This is a genomic window from Candidatus Eisenbacteria bacterium (assembly GCA_016930695.1).
Taxonomy (GTDB): Bacteria; Orphanbacterota; Orphanbacteria; order Orphanbacterales; family Orphanbacteraceae; genus JAFGGD01.
In genome coordinates this window covers 1-23,614 of record JAFGGD010000028.1, presented here as the reverse complement: position 1 = coordinate 23,614, position 23,614 = coordinate 1, and the positions used below count along the sequence as shown (strand labels likewise).

Sequence of the window (23,614 nt, the reverse complement as noted above, 5' to 3'; positions counted from 1 at the left end):
GTTAGGGAGCCGCGCGGTCCACCGTTATGGGAAGAGTTTTGCACCCCGTGACATGGGCGTCCGTCGTCACCGTCCTCTCCGCGACGATCCTCCCGCGCATTTCGTCGGCGTCGCCCGTGTGGAGCGGTTCCTTGATCACGGTCAGAACGGACCGGGGGAGCCGAGGCATCTCGCGCCCGCTCACGGTCGCCCCGGAGGAGGCGTCGTAGAGCGTGCAGTATACGTTTTCGTTGGTCCTGAGCCGCTCCAGATATCCGACGAGTCCCTCGATCCGATCGGTGGCGTATCGATAAGGAGCGCGCTTTAAGTCAAAATCGTCCGCGGCCAAAGCGTCACACACGCGGAGTTGCATCTTCCCCTCCGGCTGGTTGGCCGGCACGGGGAGGTCGAAATCGCGGCGCACCGTGCCTCCCTGAAAGAGGCGGAGCGTGATCGAGCCGCGCACGCGCCCGCCGGGACGGACCCGCGCCTTCTCCAGGCGAACCTCTTCGATCCGCGCGGAGCTTCTCGCCTCCCGCGCCTCCACCCGGACCCGCACCGACCGGATCGCCGGGCTCTCCAGGGGATTGTTGGCGAGCACCTGGAGAGGGAAGAGGATCTCGTCGTTCAGTTCCTGAAGCGCCGTGTAGCCGGAGAAGACGTTCTTCCGGTTGAGCGGCGGCGCCCCGTCGAGTTCGATGTCGAGGGTCACCTTCAGGTATCCCTCTCCCATCGCCCTCTCCTTGTAGAGGATCGAATTCATCACCGACCAGGCGACCAGGTTCGGCGTGATCCTTTTCTCGCGGATCGCTTCATAGTGATAGCGTTCCTCACCGACGCCGGGGACCACGATCTCCACGTCGATGGGGACGGTGGGGGCTTTCGCGCCGATGCCCGCGGCGACGCCGGGGCGGCGGTCCTGGGTGAGGGCGCCGACAGTCCGAATCGGCGAGCCGAGCTTGAAGGAGACGAAGCGGCTCGGCACGACGGTGTGGATCGACGCGCTGACGAGAGGCATCCGGACGGAACCGGCTTGGAATAGGGGGTGGCCGAAGGCGACCAGGCGGTCCCCGTCGATCCAGGTGAGCGTCCCGATCGCCGAGAGAGAGGCGTCGCCGGATAGGAGGCTGACGCCGACCGCCGCGCCCGGCAGCGGCTTCCACTCCCCGCTCTCTTCGGCGTTCCCCCCGGCGGCGCCTGCGGCGGTCGCCACCATGCCGTAGGGGAGGAAGAACTCCTCCATCCGCCGGGCGACCTCCGGCGCGAAACCGGCGAAGGAGAGCGGCGTGGCGATCGGATCCGGACCGCGGGCGAGCCCCGGCGCTCCGGGCGGAGAACCGCCCGCCGAGGAAGCGGCCTCCTTCTCCTCGAGCAGGTCCCTCTCCAACACTTCCCACATCTCGCCGATGGGGGTCACGCCCGCGATCGGCTTGGTGGAGTAGGGATAGGAATAGGCGACCGCGCCGGCGAGCCGCCCGCCCAGAAAGACCGGCGAACCGCTCATCCCCTGGGCGACGCCGCCCTCCTCCAGGCCGAGCCCGGAGACGAGAACCAGGATGATGTCGCCGCTCCCGCCGGCGCCGCGCATCACGTCCAGCACCTCCACACGGAAGGTGTCGATCCTCGTCCCCTCCAGCACGGTCAGCCCGAAGCCGGTTTGGCCGCGGCGGATCCCATCCACGGGGATGGTGTCGGGCGGCTGCAGGCCGAGGGCGGGCGCGGCGAGGCAGAGAGCGAGGGCGATCGGGGCGAGCGCCTTCGGGCCCTTCATGTTTCGTTTCTCCTCTCGTAAACGGGGCAGCCGGATTCTATCGGCGGCCCGCGGCTCTGTCAAACCGCCGCGCGGCGCCGGAGGGTGATCCCCTCAGCGGGCGCCGGGCGGGTCGAAGCGCCCGTTGCCGTTGAAATCGACCCAGATCGGGTTGGTGACCGCCACCGGCAGGACCGGCCCGCCGCTCGGCCCGGTGTAGACCGGGTCGAGGGAGCGGTCTCCGGAAACGACCACCACGAACCAGGTGTCCCGGTAGATAGCGAGTGTTTCCCGGACGTCGCACCGGACCGTTCCTCCGCCGGAGCGAACCGCGGGGGAGAGCACGGGCGCGCCGTTTCCGAAAACACGGATCCGGTCTACGTCGATCCATTCCGCCGCCTCCACACGGACGGCGAGTTCCACGAGCCCGTCGTCGTCCGGTACGAGATCGCCGGAACGACCGGCGCCGTTCACGCGGAGACGGACCAGCGGGCCTGTGGTCAGCGAGGAGCGCCCTTCACCGAGTGCGCCGAGGAAGGTCTCCCGAGTAAGGGACCCTTCCCTCGTCTCCACCAGGACGCGGGGCATGCCCGCCGAGGCGCGGTCCCCGCCGTCGGAGGCGGAACTCCCGGCGGCGAAGAGCCTGTGCCCCAGGTTCAACAGATGAAACCAGTCGGCCAGCACGTCGCCCGCGTCCTCCAGGGAGGTCCCCGTCGCCACCTCCACGAGGTCGAAACCGGTTTCGAATTCCAAGTTGTTCGAGAGGCCGGTGACCGGATCGACGCCCATGCTCCGAAAATAGCCCTCTTCGGCGCTCCTCGGCGCATGCACCATCACGAGAGGCGGGCCGGGCCTTCGCCGGAACAGACGGAACAATTCGCCCGGCGTCTTCCCCTCCGCCCCACGGCCGCCGAGCGGTTGGATCGCCCGGTCCGGATCGACGGGAAAGACGACGAACCGTCCGATGTCGCGAAGGACGATCTCCTCTCCCGGGACGACGAGAAAAGCGGGGAGGGAGGGAACGAGGGTCACCACGCCCCGATCGGCGATCACAGCCGCCCGTAGCCCCTCGGCGCGGGCGGCCTCGATCCTCTCGGCGGCCGGAACGGGGCTCCGCAGACCGGCGGTCGTGCGTAGATCGAGATCCGCCGGAGTCAGTCCGGTCTCGTCCACTTCGCGGCGGATCCGGAAGACCACCTCTTCCCGGTCGCCGGAACGGAGGCGCATCTCCCTCTCGTCCAAAGACCACGCGATCCCCCGCGACGCGACCAGGCGATAGCGCCCCTCGGGGAGTCGGATCGTTCCCTCACCGTCCCCGGCGTACGCCACGGCCCGGGGCGCGATGCGCCCGCTTTCGCGAGCCGGCGGGCCGCCCCTCTCCTCGCACACCGTCACCTTGCCGGCAACCGATACTCCCCCGTCGTCTTGGATGACGAAATGGATGACCGCGTTCTCTTCGGCGTGGAGGTCGATCGAGACGGGCCTGTCCGGTTCGACGCGGAAACGCTTGTCTCTTCCTGCGCGCCCTTCCGGGAAAACCGCCCGCGCCCGATAGTCGTCGCCCGGGGGAAGCCACGCCCGGAAACGCCCCTCGTCGTCGGTGCGGGCCGCCGTGACCAGGCCCGCCGCGCCGAGCAGTTCCACCCAGGCGCCGGCGACCGGATCGCCGCTCCGGTTCCCCTCCACACGCCCCTCGACGAGGATCGACGGCTCGTCCACCGCCGCCGCGCGGAGCGCGGCCGGGTCGCCACGCACCACCCAGAGACGTCTCTCCAGAACGCGCTCCCCCATGGCGGGAACGCGGAAACGCCGGAGTCGATAACGGATCGCCCCGTCCCGGAGAGGAGTGAACCCGTCCCCTTCGCGGGAGGTCCAGCCGTAACAGGTCGTCTCGCCGACCAGTATCAGCATGGAAGGATCCGGATCGATCTCCTCCGGCGGCTCCCCCTCGGCCAGAAAGCCGAATCCGGGAAGGAAGGGGAGCGCGCCGCCGCACTCGATCCGGTCCGCGGCGATCCCTTCCTCTTGGTCGTGATGCATGCCGTAGTGGTACACCGTGCGGATGGTGATGTAGGAGTCCCCCTCGCCGAGCAGATACTCGGTCCGGATCTCGATGTCGTCCACTCGGCTGTCTTCACCGAGGAAACGCACTCCGGCGGTCCCGCCGAATGCGCCCGGCTCGATCAGTTCCATTTCCTTATAGCGGACCTGTCGGGGGAACTCTTCGGTCAGCGCCAGGACCGACTGCCCCCAGGCGTCCTCGCCGCCGACGGGAGCCGCGTCGATGATTCGCCCGCCACTGGCGGCGGCGCCGAGGGCGTGATCGACGCCGCTGATCACCACCCGGATCCGGCCGTTTTCGAGCAGCACGTCTCCGGCGGTCCCTTGAGCGTAAGGACCGGCCAACCCCTCGCCGGCCCCCTCCATAACACGCACCGAGGGGAGCGCCGAAGCGGTCCCCGCCGCAAGGAGAAACGCGAACGAACAGAGCCGTAGAACCGCGGGGAGGAGCGGGCGGCTCCGGGCAGGCGGATCGATCCCCCGGCGGCTCAACCCTTCCGTCCCCGCAAGATCAGGAGACGGAGGAGTTGAAGAATCGCCATGGTGGCCGCGGCCACATAGGTGAGCGCCGCCGCCCGCAGGACCTCCCGCGCCGCCGGAAGCTCGTCGGGCGCGAGGAAACCGCCCCGCTCCAGCTCTGCGACGGCGCGGCGGCTGGCGTTGAACTCGACCGGAAGGGTGACGAGGGAGAAGAGCACCGCGCCGGCGAAGAGGAGGATCCCCAGGTCGATCAGAGGGCGGTAGCTCATCAGAAATCCGATAAAAAAGAGGGGAAAGGCGAGGGTGGACCCCAGGTTCGCCACCGGAAACACGGCGTGACGGAAGGCGAGCGGTCCATAGCCCGATCCGTGCTGCAAGGCGTGCCCTACTTCGTGGGCGGCGATGCCGACCGCCGCGATCGAGTGGGAACGATAGTTCCCCGCCGAAAGGCTCACGCTTCGGCTTCGCGGATCGTAATGGTCGCTCAGCTCGCCCGGCGTTTCCCGGACGGACACGTCACCGAGGCCGTTCCCCCCCAGGATCGCTCGGGCGATCTCCGCGCCGCTCCGCCCTCCGCGGGAAGGGACCTTACTAAAACGCGCATAGGCCGACCGCACCTTCCACTGCGCGTAGCCGGCGAGGATCAACGCCGGGATCAACAGAAGAATGCTGGGATCGTAGAAGAATGGGATCATCGCCTTCCAGCCTCCCCACGCCGCGGCTCGCGGCGCGATTCCCGCTTCTTGCACCGGCCGGCGCGGGAAACGGTTCCCGGCTGGTGCCGCCGCTCCGGAGAGGGCGGAGGCGGCGACCCGGGTGTCCGGGACGGCCGCCGGGCGGGGACTCCCGCCGTCGCTATTCTACATACCAACGATGGGCGGGGGAAAGCAAGAGATCCGCCCATCGGGGCGGATCTCTCGTAAGACGCGGGGGATGGTCGTAGTCGTAATGGAGAGCTGGTGGTCAGTCCAGAGTGTGGACCGCTTCGGCTTCTTTTGCTTCCACCGAATCGCCCGGCTCGAAACCCTCGGCGAAGAGTTCGTCCAGCCGCTCCTTGGAGAAGCGCCATTGCCCTCCAATCTTCAGACCCGGTATCTTCTTTTCTTTGGCGAGCTTGTACAGAGTCGCCCTGGTGATGTGCAGGTACTCCGCAGCAGCTCCGACGTCCAGAATCTCCTTAGCCATCCAGCACCTCTTCTGAATCCTTCGTGTTCGGAGGAAGCGTTCGCCTTTGTTCCGACTATCGTCGAAAGACCCGTTTTACTTGAGCATTTTTTATCCGTTTCACGGCTTCGGCGGCTCTTCCCCGCGGTTGCCGGCACCGGGCCGGCGCCCCTTCGCGGGCCGGCTTGCGCCGCGGGAAAATGCGCTCTCCATCCGACTATCGGCAGGACCGGGGGAACGGTTTACCCCTCACTCGCACGATGTCCCCCCAAACAGAAAAAATCCCCCGGGGGCCGGAAAGCGCCCCGGGGGACATCTTTTCGCGAGAATGGCGATCAGAAGTGGTAACGGAGGCCGATCTGGAAGCCCACCCCGCTGAAATCGATCTTGATCGGATCCTCCCCCACGGACCACCCGAACTCGATGCTTCCGTCCAGGGGAGGCCACATGTCCTCGGGGAACCAAGGATCCCAGGTCGTGGCGGTTTCCTCTTCGCCGATCAGGATCGGCGAATCCAGGATCTCGTCGACATCGTTGTATTTCAGATCTTCCACCTCGACCAGGCGGTAGCTCAGCTGGTAGCTGATCGAGAGGAAGGGGGTGATGTACTCGTCCCCACCCACGAGGAACTGATACATCACGGCATTGCCATCCGCTTCATAAGTAAAGTTGGTGCCGATCCCCTGGAGGGTCAGATCGGGGGCGAAGACCTCGACGATATGCCTCCCCCAGACGTAGCCCATGCCGAAACCGACGTACAGCTCGCGCCGCTCGACGCCCCGTATGATCTTCAAACGGGAGAGATCGCCGGGGATGTAGTAGAGGAAATCGCCGGTGAACTGGTAAGCCTCGTCGGTGATGGCGGCCCCGAATCCCTTCTCGGAAAAGCGGTCGGAGGTTCCCGTCCGGCCGGCGGAGGCTTGCAAACCGATCCGTCCTCCCAAACCGGGGAGACGCACCGATTCGGGTAGTTTGTACCGAAAGTTTCCGTAGAAATCGAGGACGGGGCGCACCCCCTCGAAAGCATCATTCTGCCAGGAGATATCGATCCCGGTGGCGTCCTGAAAACCTATGGCGAGTGCGTCATAGGCCGTTTTCACCGAGGCGATATTTCGCGCCTGGGTTTCGCTCGTCGACAGATCCTTCTGCGAAGAACCGAGATAGAACGCTACCGAGAAGAGCTTTTCTTTCTCCGCGATGATCGCATCCAGATCCAATTCAATTAGGTCCGGATCGAAAAGATCATCGGGAGCGGGTGGATGTCGATGAACCCCGGCGAAGGCCGGAAAAACGAAAAGTCCCATCAGGACAAGCAGGTAGAGAACACGTCTCATGAAGCAGACCCCCTTACAGACGTGCGAAACTATACTCCAGATTTCTCACAAGTGTCAATGCGAAGGGGGGTTCGGGTCAAGGGAGAAACGAAGAGGGGGAGGCTTCTTCGCCTCCCCCTCGCTTCGCGGGTGCCGAATCCCTTATGTTACTTCACTTTGACCTCGATCTGTTTGGGAAGAGCCTCCTCGGCCTTGGGGATCCGGATGCCCAGAACCCCTTTGTCGTAGGTACTTTCGATCTCTTCCGCCCGCACTTCCTTCGGAAGCCGGAAGGAGCGCCGGAAGCAGCCGAAGAGTCTCTCGATCCGCTGGTAGCCCTTGGAATCCTCGCTCTTCTCCAGATTGCGCTCGCCGGTCACCTCCAGAACCCCGTCGTGGACCGTAATCTTGATGTCCTTCTTATCCAGCCCCGGCAGGTCGATGGTGATCTCGTAGTCGTTCTCTTTCTCCATGACGTCGGTCCGCGGAGCCCAGGGCGTCTCGCTCGCGGTCCTCTGCTCAGGCCGACCGCCGCTGAAGAAGCCGTTCATCCAGTCGAACAGGTTCGTCGTTCCGAGATTCGGGTCGTACTGCATCAGTCTCATTGTCTCATCCTCCTTTTTCGTATCTCGTTTTCTTCGGAGCCCGCGCTCCGTATGTTTCTTCGTTCCGGTCTTGTACATATACAAGCAACGTGCCAAGAAAAAGCGCCCGCGTCTCTTTCGCGCATATCGTTGTTTCCGTGTTAGATACAAGATTTTTTCCTTGCGCGGCCTCAATCCCTCTTTTTGCAGCACTGCCATTATGGCGCTTTTTTGCCATTGATGCATGCAAGGAGGGTCATAATGGCTGTCCGGATCGGGGGGGGCGGTTTCTCTCTTGACCGGGGAACTCCAGCTGAGCCAGGATGGTGGGATCTATGGGTTTCAGCCCGGAATCAATTGAGGAGAAAAAGAGATGCGACGTTTCTCTATCGTTCTGCTTGCCGGCCTAGCGCCGATGTTCGTTCAAGCCGCCTCCTTGAAGGTCCCCGAACATTTCGGGTCGATCCAGGAGGCCGTGGACGCATGTTCGGAAGGAGATACGGTTCTCATCGCCCCCGGCGACTACTTCGAGAACATCAGGATCGAAGAGAAGGGCGCCCTCAACCTGATCGGCGAGGGCGGGGCGGAGAAGACCGTCCTGGACGGGAACGAGAAAGGGATCGTGATCGAGATCCTCCGCTCCGGCAGAACCGTTCTCCGGGGGCTCACTCTGCAGAGGGGTTACACCGTGGGGAACGGGGGCGGGCTCTCCGTTCAGCAGAGCGACGTGGAAGTGCTCGACTGCCGCTTCGCCAATAACACGGCGGACAACGAGGGGGGCGGGCTGATGGTCGGCAACTGCTCCGATTTCCTCGTTTCCGGCTGTTCCTTCGAAAGAAACGAGAGCGAAGCCGCGTCCGCCATCGGCGTCGTCGGAGGACGCGGTCTTCTGGAGAAGAACCGGATTCGGAACAACACGGGCGGCCTGACCATATCGATCAGCTTTTCCGGCTGCGACATCCGGGGGAACACGATCACCAACAATCTCTCTACCGGGTTCGGCGTGATCGGCTACGCTGTGGCTTACGTGGCCGAGGTGCGGAACAACACGATCGCCATGAACCTGGGGAAAGAGGGATTCGGCGCCGTGCTCGCCCAGCAGGGCGCCCTGCGGATCGAGAAGAATATCATCGCCTTCAACGAGGGGATTTCCGGTGTTCAGATCGAATCGCGGGACAACCTGATCACCGTAGAAGGAAACCTGATCTACCAGAACGAGGGGGGCGACTACCTCGGGATCGAGGGCGGTAACGGAGACATCTCGGTGGATCCCCTCTTCTGCGACGCCAAGGGGGGAGACTTCCGCGTCCGCGCCGGCTCTCCCTGCCTCGATGCGGACGGGGGAAGGGTCATCGGCGCCTTGGGAAAGGGGTGCGACCACTGATCCGGCCGAACCGGCCGGCGCAGGCGAATCCCTCGCGCAAGAACGGGAAACGAGAAGAGGCCCTCTCCCGTCGAGAGGGCCTCTTCTCGTTATTCGAGCGTGATCGGCGGTCCCGGATCAGGGACGATGATCGACCAGCTTCACATCCTTCTCATAGTCGAAGGTCGGGTCCTGCTCGGAATCGTGGCAGGCGATGCAGCGGTCCTCCGCCGGCGCGAGCAGATAGGAGAGTTTCGCGTCCCGGTCGCATTCGCCTACATGCCCCTCCCTTTCGAACTGCACATGATCGATGCCGTAGCCGTGGCAGACTTCGCACTGCACGTTGATCCTCTCCGGCGTCTTCTCGACGGAGTGAAACCCGTTAAAGAACCCGTATCCCGTCGTGTGGCATTTCAGGCAGTTCGGATTCTTCTCCTGGTTCTCTCCCACCAGGGTGTTGTATGTATGGGCGTGAGACGTGCTTTTCCAGTCCTCGTACTCGACGGCGTGACAGGAGCGGCACTCCTCGACGCCTACATAGCGGACGTCCTCGAGATCGCTCGTTCCGGGCGCCAGCTCCCCGCCCCGGTCCTGCAGCTCTTTGTTGTATCGAACGAGCAGATCCGCCATGTCCGGATCTTCGGACACCGTGTTGTCCAGAGCCTTCACGCGGCCCCGGATGTCCTCCACTTTGCGGTTCCCGTCGAGATAGACCTCGAGAACACCCAGGTACTTTCCCTGCTGTCCGGGCATCACGAGAGGAATGCCGTTCACCATGTACGGTTTGGTTTTCACGCTGGCGCCCCCGCCCACGATCATCGCATCGATGCCGGACACGCTCCGCGCGATCGCCCGGGCCTGCAGCCAACCGGTCTGGGCGAGACAGACGATCAGGTCCGTTTTCGGCTCCAGCTCCTCCACGATCTCCCGGCCGATCGTGGCGGCGTCCTTGATGATGAGCCGCTTTTCGCCGCCGTCCCGGTTCCAAGGGAGCGGCTCCAGCTCCTGCTCCATCATGAGGACGCCGAAGATGCCCACCTTCAGCCCGCCCCACTCGAATCCGAGGAAGCGTTTTCCGCCGATCCTTTTAATGATGTAGGGCGCGAGGAATCGTTCGCCGGTGTCCGCGTAGTACACGTTGGCGGATACGATCGGGACTCCGGTCCGTTCCCCCTGAGCCAGAAGCCAGTTCTGTCCCAGAAGCAGATCGCTCCCGCCGAGGTTGAAGCAGTCCATTCCCATCATGCCGTAGGCATCGAAAAGGTACTGCCCCTTGATTCTTTCGAGCCGGGAATCGGAACCCACCGTGTTCCCGCAGTCCAAGACCAGGGTCGAAGCGCTGTCGCTCTCCGCGAGTCGGGTGATGTAGGCAGCCCGCCGGGCCACGCCTCCTTTACGGCTCGACTTTCACCCGACCGGCTCGATGCCGCCGATCATGTCGCTGGAATAGAAAATGCGGATCTTCCGCCAGCTCTTCTCTCCCGTTTCGAAACACCCGGACAGCGTCGAGAGAAGGAGGAAAGCGAGGAGTCCGACCCATAATCCTCGGTCCTTACCAATCATCCTTGACCACCTCGTGCTCGCATCGTGTTGAAATCCCGTCGATCCGGACGGTCGCCGCGGCGCCCCGCGGGCGGCGGGACGCGCACACGCTCCGGACAAAAGTACCACCGGAAAGCCGGGACGACAACGCCTCCCGGCCTCTGAGCGAGCGCTCCACTCTCCTACCCGTCGGCCGGCGGAACGGTTCCCGTGAACAGCCAAACCGGCGCCGGCGGCAGCCTTCGCGCCTCCGCCCCGAGTAGCCCGGCCCCTCTCATCTCCTCGAGAAAACGATCCGGCGGGGGGAACGCTTCCACAGAACGGGTCAGATACTCGTAGGCCGAGCGATCGGAAAGGAGGCCGCCGATCCGCGGCAGAAGACGGCGGAGGTACCAGCCGGCGATACGATCCAGGAAACCGCCGTCCACCTCGATGAACTCGAGCACCGCCACACGCCCTCCCGGACGGACCGCCCGGGCCATCTCGCGAAGCGCGGCGGCGCGGTCCGGCACGTTGCGGACACCGAAAGCGATCCCGGCTGCGGCGAAGGAGCCCCCCCGGAAGGGGAGCGATTCCGCCGCGCCGAGAGCCATGCGGGCCGTCGTGCGGCGACGGGCCGCCTTCCGGCGGGCGATGCGGAGCATGGGCGCCGAAAAATCGACGCCCACCACGATCCCCTCCGGCGCCGCTTCGGCCGCCGCGAGCGCGAGGTCCGCCGTACCGCAGGCCACGTCCAAAAAGCGATCGCCGCGACCCAGACCGAGCGACCGGACCACCCGCCGCCGCCACGTCCGGTCCAGCCCGAGGGAGAGGACCCGGTTCAGGGCGTCGTAACGCCCGCTCACTCCGTCGAACATCCGCCGAGTCGCGGCGCGCCTCTCCGGAACCGATTCCCCCTTCGTGCCGGGCGGGAGAACCGGACGCTCCGGTCCGGGCGACCCCTTTTCCGCCCAATCGCCCCCCCGCCCCCTCATCCCTTCATCACCAGAAGCGGGCGGAGCCGGGCCACCTTGCGGGCGATACCGGCGCCGTGGACGACGCGCACCACCCCGTCCACTTCCTTGTACGCGGAGGGCGCCTCCTCGACCAACGTCTTCAGTGATCGGGCGCGGTAACGCACCCCCGCCTCGGCCAATTCCCTCTCCAACCGCTCCAATCCGATCCCTTTCTTCGCCTGCGAACGGCTCTTGACCCGCCCGGCGCCGTGGCAGGTGCTGCCGAAGGTCTCCTCCATCGCCCGTTCCGTCCCGACGAGGACGTAGGAGGCGGTTCCCATGTCGCCGGGGATGAGCACCGGTTGACCGACGGCGCGGTACTCCTCCGGCACGTCCCGGTGGCTGGCGGGGAAGGCGCGCGTCGCCCCTTTGCGATGCACCAGTAGGCGCCACTCGTTCCCTTTCACGCGGTGGGTCTCCGTCTTGGCGATGTTATGGGAGACGTCATAGAGGAGATCGAGGCGTGAGCCCGGGAAGACGCCGTCGAAAACCTCGCGGGCCATGTGCAGGAGGACCTGGCGGTTCGCCCAGCCGTAGTTCGCCGCCGCCGCCATGGCGCTCAGGTAGCGCCGTCCCGCCGACGAGCGAATCGGCACGCAGGCGAGCTGGCGGTCCGGAATCTCGATCGTTTCTCCCCCGCTCCGGCGCTGCATCGCCTGGAGCGAGTCGCCGCACACCTGGTGCCCCAGCCCCCGGGAGCCGCAGTGGATGAGGAGGGTCGCCATCCCCTCCCGCAGACCGAAGGCCGCGGCGGTCCGTTCGTCGTAGATCGTCTCCACCCAACCCACCTCGACGAAGTGGTTTCCCGAGCCGAGGGTCCCCACCTGGGTTCGCCCCCGGTCGATCGCGCGGGCGCTCACCGCGTCCGGGTCCGCGCCACCCATACACCCTTCCTCCTCGGTGCGCCGGAGGTCTCCGGCCGAGCCGCAGCCGCGGCGCACCGCCCACCCCGCCCCGCGCTCGAGCAGGTCCCGCATCTCCCGGTCGTTCAGTTTCCAATCGCCGCCGCCGCCGACACCGCACGGGATTCGGCTGAAAAGCGCGGAGAGGAGCCGATCCCCCCCGGCGAGGATATCCTCCCGGTCCAGGTTCGTCCGGGCGAGCCGGACACCGCAGTTGATGTCGTATCCAACGCCCCCCGGCGAGACCACGCCCTCCTCGACGTCCATCGCGGCGACCCCGCCGATCGGGAAACCGTAGCCCCAGTGGATGTCCGGCATGGCGAGGGAACAGCGGACGATGCCCGGGAGATGGGCTACGTTCCGCACCTGCTCCAGGCTCCGGTCCCGCTCGATTCGCTCGAGCCCCTTGCCGTCGGCGTAGATCACGCCGGGCACCCGCATCTTCCCGGATCGCCGCAATCGCCAGCGGAACTCGTCGATGCGCTCCAGATCGGCCATCACGGTCTCCTTTATACGTCAAAAAGAACGGTCGCCGACCATACGCTTCCGGTCTTCACGACCGAAAGATCGTGGAATGTCGCCGCCTTGATCTCCCGAAGAAAGCGGTGGCGCGACGGGTCGGGCGGCCCGCCGATCAGCTCGGCCGAGAGATCGCCCCCCCCGAGGCGCAACCCTTCCACGCCGGCGGGGAGAAAACCGCCCGACGAAACGAGGTAGAGGATCTCGTTCAACCAGGCGACGAGGAGGCTCTCCCGGTCCGGCTCGGAAAGCGCGACGCGGCGGCGATCCGTCCCCGAGAGCGTCCCCTCCACCGACGCCGCGACGACGGCTCGGGCGGCCGCCAGGAAGAGGGATTCCGGATCGGGCGCGCGGAGACGCAGCCGGAGATCCGCGTCGTGTCGGAGCCAGCGGACGGTCGCGCGTTCAGGCAACGCCTCCCCCTCTTCCCGCCCCCGCGGAAAGCTCAGCGCCGTCTCCCATCGGGGCCGGTGGCATTTTATCCCCTTCGGGCGCCGCACGCACTCCCGGAGAAGGGGGGCGCGTCGTCGCGCGCCGAAGCCGAACGGCCGCGCCCGTCAAGAAACGAACGAGGGGATGTTGCTTTCCCGCGCTTTCGAAACGGAGTCGGAACGTCAGCCGTCGATCTCGTACCGGAGGATTTTGTTGCGGAGTCCCTTGCGGGTGAGCCCCAGGATTCGGGCCACCTGGGATTTGTTGTTGTCGTACTGCCGGAGCGCGTCGCGGATCACACGCCCCTCCAGTTCCTCGACCATCTGCGCGAGAGCCTTTTCACCCGTGACGGGCGTGGTCACCTCGTAGCGACCGAAGGCGACCAACTCCTCGGAGAGGGCGTCGATCCCCAAGGTCTCGCCGCTGGTCGCCAGCGCCACCGCCCGCTCCACCTCGTTTTGCAGATCCCGTACGTTCCCGGGCCAGTGATAGGCGCGAAGCAGATCGACGGCTTCCTCGGAGAAGCGGACGTCCCTCTTGTCCATCTCCCGGGAGAAATCGGCGAGAAAGTGCTCCACGAGGAGGGGCACGTCGTCGGCGCGCTCCCGCAGAGGCGGAATGTGGATGGAGATCACTTTGAGCCTGTAGTAAAGATCCTTGAGGAAGCGTCTCTTCTCGACCAGCTCGCCCAGATCGCGATTGGAGGCGACGATGATCCGGCAATCCACCTGCTTGAGCCGGACCGAACCGACCGGCTTGAACTCGCGTCGGTCGACGACACGGAGCAGCTTTTCCTGAAACTTGCGGCTCGTCTTGTCGATCTCGTCGATGAAGACCGTGCCGCCGTCGGCCACCTCGAAGAGCCCCTTCTTCGCGACCGCGGCGCCGGTGAAGGCGCTTTTCACGTGCCCGAAAAGTTCGCTCTCCAGAATCGATTCGGTGAGGTCGGCGCAATTGATGGTGACGAAGGGGGCGTTGTTCCCCTTGGAGATCTCGTAGGCCAGGAGCCCCTTGCCGGTCCCGGTCTCCCCCTGGAGGAGGATCGTCGCGTTCATGCCCGAGATCTTCCGGAGCATGTCGACGATTTTCTTCATCTTTTCGCTGCGGGAGATCACGCCCTCGAAGCCCTTGTCCTCGGGGTTCGCGGCGACGGACTCCGCCGGAAGCGCGATGCGCAGGTTCCGTGCGAGCGCGAGAAGGAAGCCGAGGTCCCGGCGGTCGAAGAGTCCCCGCTGGTTCCCCGCCCGGCGTTCCACGACCAGCCCGGTTCCGTTCCTCCCGCCCACGGGCGCCACGAGGAAGGAACGCTCCGTTTCGCCGAAGGACACCAGGGGACGGACGTCGCCGGGAAGCCCCCAGCGCTCGCCGATTCGGCTGATCGTGCGAAGAGCTTCGTCGGCGGACCCGTTCAAGCTCTCCACGATCCGGAAAGCGCCCGATTCGTCGCGGGAGAAGACGAAGGCGCCGTCCGCGGCGAGTTGCTCCGCAATCCGCGGGAGAACGCTCACCCCCCCGTTCATCGATTCGTGAAAGACCAGGAAACGGTCCGAGGTGCAGAGGGACTGCTCGACGAAGCGCTCCTCGATCCTCTCGCGCAGCCGGCGGATCTCCTCGCTCTCGCCGCCCGAGTACTCCCGATCGACGAAACGCGCCGCTTTCCGGAGAAGCACCAGAGCGTCCTCGAGTCGATCGGTGCGGGTTTTCAGGCGGGCGAACTCGATCAACACGCGGCAGGAATAGGTGTCCGCGCCGAGACGCCGGAAAATCGCCTCCGCCCGGGAGAGGTCGGAGCGGGCCGTGCCGATGTCGTCGTTCAGCCGGGCCACCGCCGCCGCTTCGAGGAGGGACCGCCCCAGCTCGAAGGGGATCCCCGACGCCTCGAAAATGCTCACGCTGCGGGCGGCGTAGAAAGAAGCCAGCTTCGTCTCTCCGGCCTTCCGTTTCACCATGGCGAGCACGCGGAGGCCGCTCCCGATCAGTCGCTTGTCCCTGATCCCCACCGCCGCCTTCAAGCCGCGTTTCGCGAAAACCGTCGCCTCGTCGAGGCGGCCTCCGGCGATCGCTTCCTCGGCGAGCCGGCGGTTCACCTCGGCGATGTGGTCGTTCCGCTCCGAGATCTCCCGGGCGACTTGCAGGGACTGGTCGAGGAAAGCGCGCGCGGTCCGATGCTGCCCGCGCGAGAAATAGAGCGCTCCGAGTTCCTCATAGGAGGCGGCGATTTCCCGGCGGTACCCGTGGCGTTTGCTGAGACGAAGCGCTTCGAGCAGCGAACGTTTGGCCTCCACCCAACGCCTCTCGTGACGGGCGATTCTCGCCAGCGCCAGCGAGCAGAGCGTGACGCCCAGGGCGTCTTTGACCCCCCGAAACATCTGCAGGCTCTCCTCGATCCTCTCCGTCGCGCCATCCCAATCGCCGGTCTGATACCGGATCAATCCCAGGTTCAGCGACCGGAGGGCGACACCGGCGTAGTTTCCGAGGCGATGATCGATCTCGATCGCCCGGGAAAGCGCGTCGGTGGCGTTCTCCCACTGGCAGAGGTTTTTGCTGGCCACGCCGATGTTGTTATAGGCCTTCGCGATTCCCTCGTCATCGTCGATGCGCCGATAGGTGGCGAGAGAATCGGAGAAGTAGCGGAGGGCTTCCCTGTAGTTACCCTGCCGCAGGAAGATGGAACCGCAGGTCAGTTGGACGAACGCGACCTCGCGGTTCTCCTTGGAGTGGCGCAGCATGTCGAGGGCGCGCAGCGAATAGGCGAGCGCGTCTTGGTGATTCCCGATCCTCCGATTGACCTGACCGCCGAGGGAAAAGATCCGGCCGAGCAGCACCGGTTCTTCTTCCCCTTCGAGAAGACGCTCGGCGCGGGCGACGAGACGAAGGGCCGTTTCCAGGACTCCCAAACCGAGATGGGCTTTCGCGGATTTGTAGCAGATCCGCGCGCGGTGAACGTGGGACGACGAGAACCACTGGCCGTTGTTTTGGATTCTCTCGAACTGGGAGAGGGCGAGTTCGTAGTTGTCCGACGCGAGGTAAATATCGCCGAGGCTTTCGAGGAGACCGTATTCGGCGCGAGCGTCGCCGTCCGCTTCCGCTCTGCGGATGGCTTTCATGACCTGATCGAGACGATCGTCGCCCTGCATGCCCGCCCCCTTGCGCTCCGCGGATTCTCCGACTTCCGTATTCCGTGGGCCACGGTCGACGAGAATCGCGTCGCGTTCGTGTCCTTTAGAGGCCGATTATCCAGGCCTGGTGGAGCAGAACACGCAGAAACACAAACCAGTGATTCACATCGACGGCGGCTTCCGCTGTGTGGGTGCCGGTCGGTGCGTGCAACCCTTCCAAGCCGTCCGGATCGACTTCCATCGGCGTGATCGGACGAGGATCGGGATGCTCGTCCTCCGCGAGGACCCAAGTCGCCGTAAAAGCGACCAGGACGACGAGGAGAAGCAATCGAGCCCATAGCTGCCGAGACATGGTCTCTCCTTTCCGAGGACAGAACGGGTTTATCCGGGGTCCACCCCTTATGATTTCATTATACAGCAACAAGTTGCCCTGTCAAGGGGACGCATGGATCCGGAACGCGCGAAACCGGGGAACGTGGAACCGCTCTCCGGTTCCGCGCCTATGTGCCCGACCGGTCCGGCCGGGGTCCGATCAGTCCTTATCGACTCAAAAACAAAGCGTTAGCAAGATTCCGGGAACACCTCCTAGCTGTGCGTTTTCGCCGCGCCCGGGAAATCGGCTTCCGGACCGGCCGAACCGTTTTCCAAACCGTTCCGGCCGCGTTCTCCGTTGCCCGGGATTACCCTGGCGATCTTCTCCCATCCGGCGTTCACGGCGCAGAGACGCGCAATCACAAAAGCCAGAACAAGATAGACGCCGAGGACCAAAATGATAATCGTCACTTTCATGTCATTTACGCCGCTCTCCTTTCTGTCCGGAAGGTTTCATGTGACGGGGCGGAAGGGTTTCCCCCTCCTCGCTCCGGACTCCGCCCCGGCGCGAAGGAAGGCGCGGGGACGGACCCGTAAGGGCAGGGGGAACCTGCCACCGAATGATCAAGCGGGGAACGCGGACAGCTTCTTCGCGGTTCGATCCCGAAGCTCCCGACCGCGCGCATGAGGCTCCCGCTCTCTCCGCTCAACAAAAGAGGGGACGAGAGGGCGAAACCGATTCGGTCGGAAAAGGGGATGATATTCGAGTGGGCGTCGGCCTTAGTGTCTCTAGTATAGCAGATTCGTTCTCCCATGGCGAGCGGCTTTGGGGAGGTACGGCGAACATGTTACCGGGGAGACCCTTGCGCGCGCTCCCGAAGGAAACGGCGGATCTCCGCGGCCCGCGGGTGAGAGGGCGCAATCTCCAGAAAACGACGGAAATGGCGTTCCGCGCCCGCGCCGTCCCCCGCGGAGAGGAGCGCCGAAGCGAGGTTTCCGTGCACCTCCGGGTCCGCCTCCCTCTCCCCGAGCATGGCATGAAAGAGGGCGATTCCCTCGTCGAGCCGGCCTGCCATACAGAGGAGAACCCCGAGATTCATCCGAACCTGGCGGTTCGCGGGATCCACATCGAGGCTCCGCCGCAAATAGACGATCCCCCCCTCCGGATCCCCCGACCCTCCCAGCAGAAACCCCAGATAGAAGAGGACTTCCGGATCATCCGGCCGCTCGCGCAGAATCGCCTCGTACACCCGGAGCGCCGGATCGGCCCATCCCCTCTCCTCGTACAGTTTCCCCACGCTTCGCAGAAAGAGAAGGCAACGCTCGTCCCGGGACGCCCCCTCCCCCAGGCGAACCTCCAGGGGAGACGGAGGAGGGGCGGACGGACGGTAGACGAGAATCGTCGGACCGGTACCCCCCTCCGGGTCGAATCGCGCGGCCAGGTCGTAGCGTTCCTTCACCAGGCGATAGAAACGATTCTGCGCCGGAAAACGCTCCGGATCGCCCAGGTATCGCTCGTAGATGTCGGCGCTGAGGACGACGTATTCGAACCACTGATAGGGAGTGAATTCGTAGAACCGCTCGGATCGGTCCACGTCGATGGAGAAGGAAGGGAGGGTAACGGCGCGGTACCAGGGGCGGGAGGAGGTCCCATCGAGAAGAAGCTCCCGGATGTCCGCGAAGGAGGAATCCCCCGCGTACCGGTCTCTCGTTTCCGATGTAAAAAGTTGTGGGCCGTACGGCTCCATGAGCACGAGGGCGCCGGCGGGGACGTGCCGTTCCACCCACTCCCGCGCACGCGCACGCGTGTCCCCCCTCCGCCGCGCCGTCTCCTCGGCGGTGATCCTCCGGGCGGGAAGGATCAGGAGCAGGATCGTCGCCGCCACGAGGAGGCGCCTCCGCCCCTTCCCTCCCGAAAAAGCCCTGTCCAACGCCACCGCGGCGAGCAGGGCGAGGGCGGGCGCGGCCGGCAACGGATAGTGCGGCGCCTGCATCCGGGAGAGGGCGAGCAAGAGGAAGAGCAGGAACGGCGCGGGCCAGAAGAGCCGCTCGTCTCCGCGCGGACGCACGGCGGCCAGAACCGCGCCGGCCGCGGCGACCAACGCCAGCGGGGGCTCGAATCCGCCGGTGAAGTGACGCGCCGCGCCGAGGAATCCTCCGGCGACGCCGCCGAAGTGCCCGGCGCGCATGTGGAGCCTCTCCGCGCCGAAATCGCGCAGAAATCCGGGCCAGTCGAGGAGCACGTAAGGACTCGCGAGAAGAAAAGCGGCACCGGCCGTAGTGACGGCCAGAACCGGGACGGCGGCGCTCCCCCTCTCCCGGCGGAGCGCCCATGCCCACACCGGTTGGATTAAAAATACCGCCGCCGGGTACTTGGTCGCCGCGGCGAGCCCCGCCGCCGCGCCCGCGACGATTCCGTCCCTGAGACGGCCTTCCCGCAAATATCGGAGCGACGCCCAGGAGGATAGTGCGACGAAAAAAGTCATCGCCACGTCCACCTCGACGAAGCGCGACTTGTGAACGTGGAGCGCGTGAAGGGCGAGGAAGAGCGCCGCGGGGACGGCGACCCGCGCCCCGCCGATCCGCCATCCGATCAGGAAGAGGAGCGTCACGGTCGCCGATCCGAGAAGGGCCGTGACCGCTCGACCGGTCCCGTAGAAGAGTCCGGGGTGAAGATAATACGCGGCGCGGAACGCCTCCGCGTCGGGGAGCGCGCCTGTGACCTCTCCCCAGGCGCGGATCGCCGCCTGGGCGCCGAACTGCACGTAGAAATACAAAGTCGGATAGTTGAAGAAGCGGGGGTTGAAGTCAAAACCGTCCCGGTCCCAAGCCCAGAACCCCCAGGCTTTCCGGACCACCGTCCCCTCTTCGTAAATATCGGGGAAACCCCAGCCCAAGTCGTGAAAGCGGAGGACCGCCGCGAGGGCTGTCACGGCGAGGCAGAGGAAAACCGGATTCCGGAGAAGACGCTTCAAAGGGACCGCTCCTCGAGAAGGGATGGACACCCCTCCATTCTAGCCGAGCGCCTCCCGCACGTCCAAGGGCGCGCGGTCGAAGACCGGTCCGGCGATGGCGGGCGGGGAAGGGCGGCGCGGCGATGTCCGGGGGAGAGAACGCGGGTTGCGGCCGGGGGATCGGGGAAATCGCGCGGAGAACAGGGGAGGTCGGCGGACCCGCGTCACCTCTTTTCCGAGGCCGCGCCCCCCTGCCCGTCGATCCCCTCGGCGGGGAGCAGATCGAATTCCCTCTTCGCGATCAGGGATCCGCGGGAACCGAGACCGTTCACCGAAGATCCCGGCTCCACGCCGTCCACGCTCTTTTCCCAGCGGGAGTTGATGGCGCACATCTTACCGACGACGATAGCCACCACCACGTAGATGGCCGCAAGTAGGACGAGCCAGATCCAAATCATCCCACTCCCTCCCGGTGAAGGAGCGAATCGCGCTCCTCCTCCAGACGGCGGAAGAATGCTCTCTCTTCCGCCGTCAGATCGCCGGGTTGCGCCCGGCCGGGCGCCCCGCCGTCTCCGCCGGCGGCACGCTCCAAGAAGAGTAGCCGCCGCCCATCGGCGCCGGTCAGGGCGCGCAGAACGAGGAGAACGGGGCGGTCGCCGAACACCGCCCCCAGCGTCTCACGGAACGAAGGGGAGAATCCGGCGGCGATCAAGAAAGGGCGCGGCGGCGCCCCCTCGCGAAGGCCGCGGTCCGGAAAGGCTTCCCGCAGCCATTCGGACCTTTCCCTTAAAAAGGCGATCGCCCTCCCCAAGCGGAGAAAGGCCTCCGATTCGTTCTCGACGGCGATCACCACCGCCGGCGCGCCTCCGCCCTCCACCCCGAGCAGGGGAATCACGTCCCCGCCGGGAAGGGGAACGCGCCGGGAGAGCGATCGAAAACCCTCGCCGAGGAGGGAGGGATTCTCCTCCGCCCAGGCGATCGGATCGATCCTCTCCTCGCCGGCCACGATGAACGTTTCGAATCCCAAAGACTTCTTCCTCAATCATCCCCCTCGACCAGGGGGGCGATACGGCGGAGAAGGGGGTCCACCCCTCTCTCCTTGCGGGACCGCATCCGCCGGAGACCGTCGGCGATGCGCGCGGCGGTGCGATCCGGTCCCTCGGCGTCCCAAACCGCGACGCGCCGATGGAGAAAACGCTCCGCCGCCTCGGCGAGCCGCCGGTGCGCCAGACCGTCCCAGGCGCTCCGTCGGGGGCTCACGGAAAGAAGGGCGGGCATGGTTCCCCGTTCGATGGCGTTCAGGCGTTTCAGAACAAGATAGGCGGCCTTGAGTGAGGGCACCTCGCTGTCGACGAGCAACAGCGATATATCCCCCCGGCAGAGGAGGCGAAGGCCCCGCTCCTCCGGCTCGGCGGAAAGGATCAGGAAGAACACGGCGAGGTCGCTCTCGGCGCGCAGGCGGTCGAGAAGCGCGGGGCCGTCCAGGCCGGTACCGTTTCCGCCGCGGAGGCGGTACGCCTCTCCGTCGAAATCGGCGAGCAGGGAGGAGACTCCCTCTCGATCCAGGCAGCGGCGGATCGATTCGACGGCGACTTCCCCGCCGTTTCCCGCTCCGTTCAGGACGGGGACGAATGCGACCGGCGCCGGCGGGGATTCCCCCCCCTCCGCCGCCGCCCCGCTTTCGGAGAAGTAGATACGCGAGAGCCGTTCCATCCGGCCCCTCCGTCCGCCGTCCTTCGCGTCGGCGTTCGTCTCCCCCGTCATCCGACCTCTTCGATTTGGACCACCGAATTCCGGAACCCCTCGGCGCCGAAATCGTGGTCTTCGTTCTCCGGGTCCTCGATCCAAGCCCCGTCCACGATGAACCGGTATTGGTGGCGCCCCTCCGGAATCCTCGCACGAAGAATCCACACGCCGCTGATCGGGTCCTGCGTCATCACGCCTTCATCCGGATTCCAACCGTTCCATTCGCCCGCCACCCGCACCTCTCGCGCGTGCGGAGCCTCGAGACGAAAAATCACCTCGTCGCCGCGCACCGCGGGGCCGAAAAGCTTCTCCTCCCAAACAGGCAGGTCCTCCACCTCCACCACCGGCGTGCTCTCCAGGATCTCCGTGGCGAGGGCGAGGTAATCGTGATGGACCTTGCTGTGGGTGTGGGTGCGCCCCACGGGAAGACCACGGGCGGCGGCGTCCTTGACGATCACCGACTGCCGGATCGACGTCTCGAGGAGGCGGTCCATGAACCGGTCCTGCAATTCGCGCTGGAACCGCCGGGCATAGCGGGTGCGCCCGTCGTATACGTTCGCCAGGGCGCGGCAGAGGATCCGCCGCCCCGTGTTGCGTTCCACCATCTCCACCGTGTCGAGCAGCCGCTCCAATCCTTGCAGGGAGAAGCTGGAACTTTCGATCGGAATGATCGCCTCGTCCGAGGCGACCAGGGCGTTGATGGTCAGAAAACCGAGGTTGGGCGGGCAGTCGATGACGACCCGGTCGTATGTCCGGGTCGCCGTGGAGAGCGCGATCTGCAGCCGTTTCTCCCGCTCGGGTTCCCCGGCGAGTTCCTGTTCGAGCGAGGCGAGGGCCAGATTGGCCGGCGCCAAGTCCAGGTTGTCCGAGAAGGGAAGAAGCACTTCCGGCAAGCGCCGCCCGGGCCTCGTCAGCGTGTCGCGGATCGTGCGGTCCAGCAGATCCGTGTCATAGCCGTACGCGAGAGAGGAATGGCCCTGAGGATCCATGTCGACGAGAAGCACGGAGAGATTCAGCTCGGCGAACGCCCAGGCGAGGTTGACCGCCGTCGTCGTCTTGCCGCATCCCCCCTTCTGATTGGCGATACAGATAACGTTCATCCCTGCCTCCTCCACGGCGAGTCACAGGATCGAACCGCCCGAAATCGCGCCCCTGCCGGGCAAGAAAAAACGGGGAAAGAGATACCCGCACCCCCATCCCCGGTTATCCGGCCCGAAAGGCCGTTCCCGAGCGGAGACCGAGCATGTGCGCCTCCCTCCGCCGTCGATTCCCCGGTCCATTCACAACGCAACTTGCGTCACGCCAAACTATTAACACGCAATCACGAAAGTCAAGCAAAAAACGCTCCGGGGAGCGCCTCCTAATCGCTTATGACATGAACTAAATGAACCGAAAGCCGCGCGATGGCGCCTCCTCCTTGACGGAGCCGCGCCGAGGGGATAGCCTCGCTTCGGGAGGAATCGAGGGAGATGGAGCCTCTACACCTGCTCGCCGTGGCCGCCCATCCGGACGACGCGGAGCTTCTCATGGGAGGGGCGCTCGCCGCGGCGGCATTCGACGGCATGCGCGCCGGCGTGATCGACCTCGCCGCCGGGGAGTCGGGAACGCGGGGGAGCGCCTCCTCGCGGGCGAAGGAGGCGGAGGAGGCCGCGGCGATTCTGGGCCTCGTCCACAGGGAAAATCTCGGTCTTCCGGACGGAGGAATCGAAGCGGACCGGGAAAGCCGCATGCGTTTGGCGGAGAGGATCCGAGCCCTTCGACCGGACACGCTGCTGATCCAGCACCGCGGCGGCCGCAACCCGGATCATCACGCCGCCGCGGATCTTTCCCGCGCGGCGGCGTACTCCGCCGGCCTGGCCCGTCTCGGGAGCGGCGCCCCTCACAGGCCCCGCCGCATTCTGGAGGCGGTCTCCTTTCAGAACGTCCCCCCGAACCTCTTGTTGGACATCACCGGCGTTTTCGAAACGAAAATGCGGGCGATCCGCGCCTACCGCTCTCAGTTCGAAGGAGCTCTCGAGGCGGGGGACATCCTTTCCAACGGAAAAGACGACCTGTTCGAGCAGATCACCTTCCGTTGCCGCGCATACGGCGCCCTCGTTCAGGTCCCCTTCGGCGAGCCCTACCGCACGGAAAGCCCCCTTCTCGTCCGCACTCTTCTCGCCGTCGAGGGGCGGTCTCTATAAGCAAGCGGTGCTCCCAGCCTCTCCCGCAAGCGGGAGAGGAATGCACTCCGTGCCCCGAAGGGAGACCGGGGATGGAAGGAAAGGCACCCTCACCCTAAACCTCACCCGCTATCCTCTCCGCCTCCTCTTCGGACGGACGGCGTGATCCTTCGAGGAGAAGGGGCGGGCGACCTCCCTTCCGCCGCCGGGCTCCCTCTCGGGGCCGTCTCGACTCGC

The 23,614-nt window shown here is 65.6% G+C and carries 21 protein-coding genes; 2 read left to right on the top strand and 19 right to left on the bottom strand.

Translation table 11 applies throughout. The features are described 5' to 3' along the window. Position 1: 1 nt before the first annotated feature. The 6 genes from JW958_05195 to JW958_05170 form a co-directional block, all read right to left on the bottom strand. Positions 2–1,750: a hypothetical protein gene (locus JW958_05195; GenBank protein ID MBN1825644.1), complete on the bottom strand. Its 1,749-nt coding sequence runs from the start codon at positions 1,748–1,750 to the stop codon at positions 2–4. A gap of 93 nt (positions 1,751–1,843) precedes the next feature. Further along, positions 1,844–4,135, bottom strand: coding sequence for a carboxypeptidase regulatory-like domain-containing protein (locus JW958_05190; GenBank protein MBN1825643.1), 2,292 nt, complete (start codon positions 4,133–4,135; stop codon positions 1,844–1,846). Positions 4,136–4,278: 143 nt separating this feature from the next. Next, positions 4,279–4,965, bottom strand: a complete 687-nt coding sequence (locus JW958_05185) for a zinc metallopeptidase (protein MBN1825642.1) — start codon at positions 4,963–4,965, stop codon at positions 4,279–4,281. Between the two features lie 268 nt (positions 4,966–5,233). Beyond that, entirely contained in the window at positions 5,234–5,455 is a 222-nt protein-coding gene (locus JW958_05180) for a helix-turn-helix domain-containing protein (protein MBN1825641.1), read from the bottom strand. Positions 5,456–5,769: 314 nt separating this feature from the next. Further along, entirely contained in the window at positions 5,770–6,768 is a 999-nt protein-coding gene (locus tag JW958_05175; protein ID MBN1825640.1) for a hypothetical protein, read from the bottom strand. A 146-nt stretch (positions 6,769–6,914) separates the two neighbouring features. Continuing rightward, positions 6,915–7,352, bottom strand: a complete 438-nt coding sequence (locus JW958_05170) for an Hsp20/alpha crystallin family protein (GenBank protein ID MBN1825639.1) — start codon at positions 7,350–7,352, stop codon at positions 6,915–6,917. Positions 7,353–7,704: 352 nt separating this feature from the next. Here JW958_05170 and JW958_05165 point away from each other — a divergent pair, with 352 nt between their 5' ends. After that, positions 7,705–8,715 carry a right-handed parallel beta-helix repeat-containing protein gene (locus tag JW958_05165; GenBank protein ID MBN1825638.1) on the top strand — a complete coding sequence of 337 codons (1,011 nt, stop codon included), beginning with the start codon at positions 7,705–7,707 and terminating at the stop codon, positions 8,713–8,715. A 117-nt stretch (positions 8,716–8,832) separates the two neighbouring features. Here the strand turns inward: JW958_05165 and JW958_05160 are convergent, their stop codons facing one another. The 13 genes from JW958_05160 to JW958_05100 form a co-directional block, all read right to left on the bottom strand. Then, a complete protein-coding gene (locus JW958_05160) occupies positions 8,833–10,080 on the bottom strand; it encodes a hypothetical protein (protein MBN1825637.1) in 1,248 nt (415 codons plus the stop codon). Between the two features lie 21 nt (positions 10,081–10,101). Beyond that, complete coding sequence (locus JW958_05155; GenBank protein ID MBN1825636.1) at positions 10,102–10,257, bottom strand: hypothetical protein; 156 nt, start codon at positions 10,255–10,257, stop codon at positions 10,102–10,104. Between the two features lie 161 nt (positions 10,258–10,418). Next, positions 10,419–11,210: a ubiquinone/menaquinone biosynthesis methyltransferase gene (locus JW958_05150; protein ID MBN1825635.1), complete on the bottom strand. Its 792-nt coding sequence runs from the start codon at positions 11,208–11,210 to the stop codon at positions 10,419–10,421. Next, on the bottom strand, positions 11,207–12,622 hold the full coding sequence (locus JW958_05145; GenBank protein MBN1825634.1) for an RtcB family protein: 1,416 nt from the start codon (positions 12,620–12,622) through the stop codon (positions 11,207–11,209). The genes JW958_05150 and JW958_05145 overlap by 4 nt, the downstream gene beginning before the upstream one ends. A 20-nt stretch (positions 12,623–12,642) precedes the next feature. Beyond that, positions 12,643–13,065: an archease gene (locus JW958_05140; protein ID MBN1825633.1), complete on the bottom strand. Its 423-nt coding sequence runs from the start codon at positions 13,063–13,065 to the stop codon at positions 12,643–12,645. A 201-nt stretch (positions 13,066–13,266) separates the two neighbouring features. Next, a complete protein-coding gene (locus JW958_05135; GenBank protein ID MBN1825632.1) occupies positions 13,267–16,221 on the bottom strand; it encodes a sigma 54-interacting transcriptional regulator in 2,955 nt (984 codons plus the stop codon). Positions 16,222–16,306: 85 nt separating this feature from the next. After that, positions 16,307–16,555 (bottom strand): hypothetical protein, encoded by a 249-nt coding sequence (locus JW958_05130; GenBank protein ID MBN1825631.1) that lies wholly within the window; start codon positions 16,553–16,555, stop codon positions 16,307–16,309. Between the two features lie 233 nt (positions 16,556–16,788). After that, positions 16,789–16,992: a hypothetical protein gene (locus JW958_05125; GenBank protein MBN1825630.1), complete on the bottom strand. Its 204-nt coding sequence runs from the start codon at positions 16,990–16,992 to the stop codon at positions 16,789–16,791. 371 nt (positions 16,993–17,363) lie between these two features. Beyond that, positions 17,364–19,490 (bottom strand): glycosyltransferase family 39 protein, encoded by a 2,127-nt coding sequence (locus tag JW958_05120; GenBank protein MBN1825629.1) that lies wholly within the window; start codon positions 19,488–19,490, stop codon positions 17,364–17,366. A gap of 203 nt (positions 19,491–19,693) precedes the next feature. Next, a complete protein-coding gene (locus JW958_05115; GenBank protein ID MBN1825628.1) occupies positions 19,694–19,927 on the bottom strand; it encodes a hypothetical protein in 234 nt (77 codons plus the stop codon). After that, positions 19,924–20,496 (bottom strand): hypothetical protein, encoded by a 573-nt coding sequence (locus JW958_05110; protein ID MBN1825627.1) that lies wholly within the window; start codon positions 20,494–20,496, stop codon positions 19,924–19,926. The genes JW958_05115 and JW958_05110 overlap by 4 nt, the downstream gene beginning before the upstream one ends. An 11-nt stretch (positions 20,497–20,507) precedes the next feature. Beyond that, complete coding sequence (locus JW958_05105; protein MBN1825626.1) at positions 20,508–21,182, bottom strand: hypothetical protein; 675 nt, start codon at positions 21,180–21,182, stop codon at positions 20,508–20,510. A 47-nt stretch (positions 21,183–21,229) separates the two neighbouring features. Further along, complete coding sequence (locus tag JW958_05100; GenBank protein ID MBN1825625.1) at positions 21,230–22,315, bottom strand: AAA family ATPase; 1,086 nt, start codon at positions 22,313–22,315, stop codon at positions 21,230–21,232. Between the two features lie 369 nt (positions 22,316–22,684). Between JW958_05100 and bshB1 the strand changes: the two genes are divergently transcribed. Beyond that, on the top strand, positions 22,685–23,398 hold the full coding sequence (gene bshB1, locus JW958_05095; GenBank protein ID MBN1825624.1) for a bacillithiol biosynthesis deacetylase BshB1: 714 nt from the start codon (positions 22,685–22,687) through the stop codon (positions 23,396–23,398). Positions 23,399–23,614: the final 216 nt, after the last annotated feature.

Coding starts and splice junctions, on each gene's coding strand:
- JW958_05195 (MBN1825644.1), bottom strand. CDS start 1,750: ATGAAGGGCCCGAAGGCGCTCGCCCCGATCGCCCTCGCTCTCTGCCTC.
- JW958_05185 (MBN1825642.1), bottom strand. CDS start 4,965: ATGATCCCATTCTTCTACGATCCCAGCATTCTTCTGTTGATCCCGGCG.
- JW958_05180 (MBN1825641.1), bottom strand. CDS start 5,455: ATGGCTAAGGAGATTCTGGACGTCGGAGCTGCTGCGGAGTACCTGCAC.
- JW958_05175 (MBN1825640.1), bottom strand. CDS start 6,768: ATGAGACGTGTTCTCTACCTGCTTGTCCTGATGGGACTTTTCGTTTTT.
- JW958_05170 (MBN1825639.1), bottom strand. CDS start 7,352: ATGAGACTGATGCAGTACGACCCGAATCTCGGAACGACGAACCTGTTC.
- JW958_05165 (MBN1825638.1), top strand. CDS start 7,705: ATGCGACGTTTCTCTATCGTTCTGCTTGCCGGCCTAGCGCCGATGTTC.
- JW958_05155 (MBN1825636.1), bottom strand. CDS start 10,257: ATGATTGGTAAGGACCGAGGATTATGGGTCGGACTCCTCGCTTTCCTC.
- JW958_05150 (MBN1825635.1), bottom strand. CDS start 11,210: ATGAGGGGGCGGGGGGGCGATTGGGCGGAAAAGGGGTCGCCCGGACCG.
- JW958_05135 (MBN1825632.1), bottom strand. CDS start 16,221: ATGCAGGGCGACGATCGTCTCGATCAGGTCATGAAAGCCATCCGCAGA.
- JW958_05130 (MBN1825631.1), bottom strand. CDS start 16,555: ATGTCTCGGCAGCTATGGGCTCGATTGCTTCTCCTCGTCGTCCTGGTC.
- JW958_05125 (MBN1825630.1), bottom strand. CDS start 16,992: ATGAAAGTGACGATTATCATTTTGGTCCTCGGCGTCTATCTTGTTCTG.
- JW958_05115 (MBN1825628.1), bottom strand. CDS start 19,927: ATGATTTGGATCTGGCTCGTCCTACTTGCGGCCATCTACGTGGTGGTG.
- JW958_05105 (MBN1825626.1), bottom strand. CDS start 21,182: ATGGAACGGCTCTCGCGTATCTACTTCTCCGAAAGCGGGGCGGCGGCG.
- JW958_05100 (MBN1825625.1), bottom strand. CDS start 22,315: ATGAACGTTATCTGTATCGCCAATCAGAAGGGGGGATGCGGCAAGACG.
- bshB1 (MBN1825624.1), top strand. CDS start 22,685: ATGGAGCCTCTACACCTGCTCGCCGTGGCCGCCCATCCGGACGACGCG.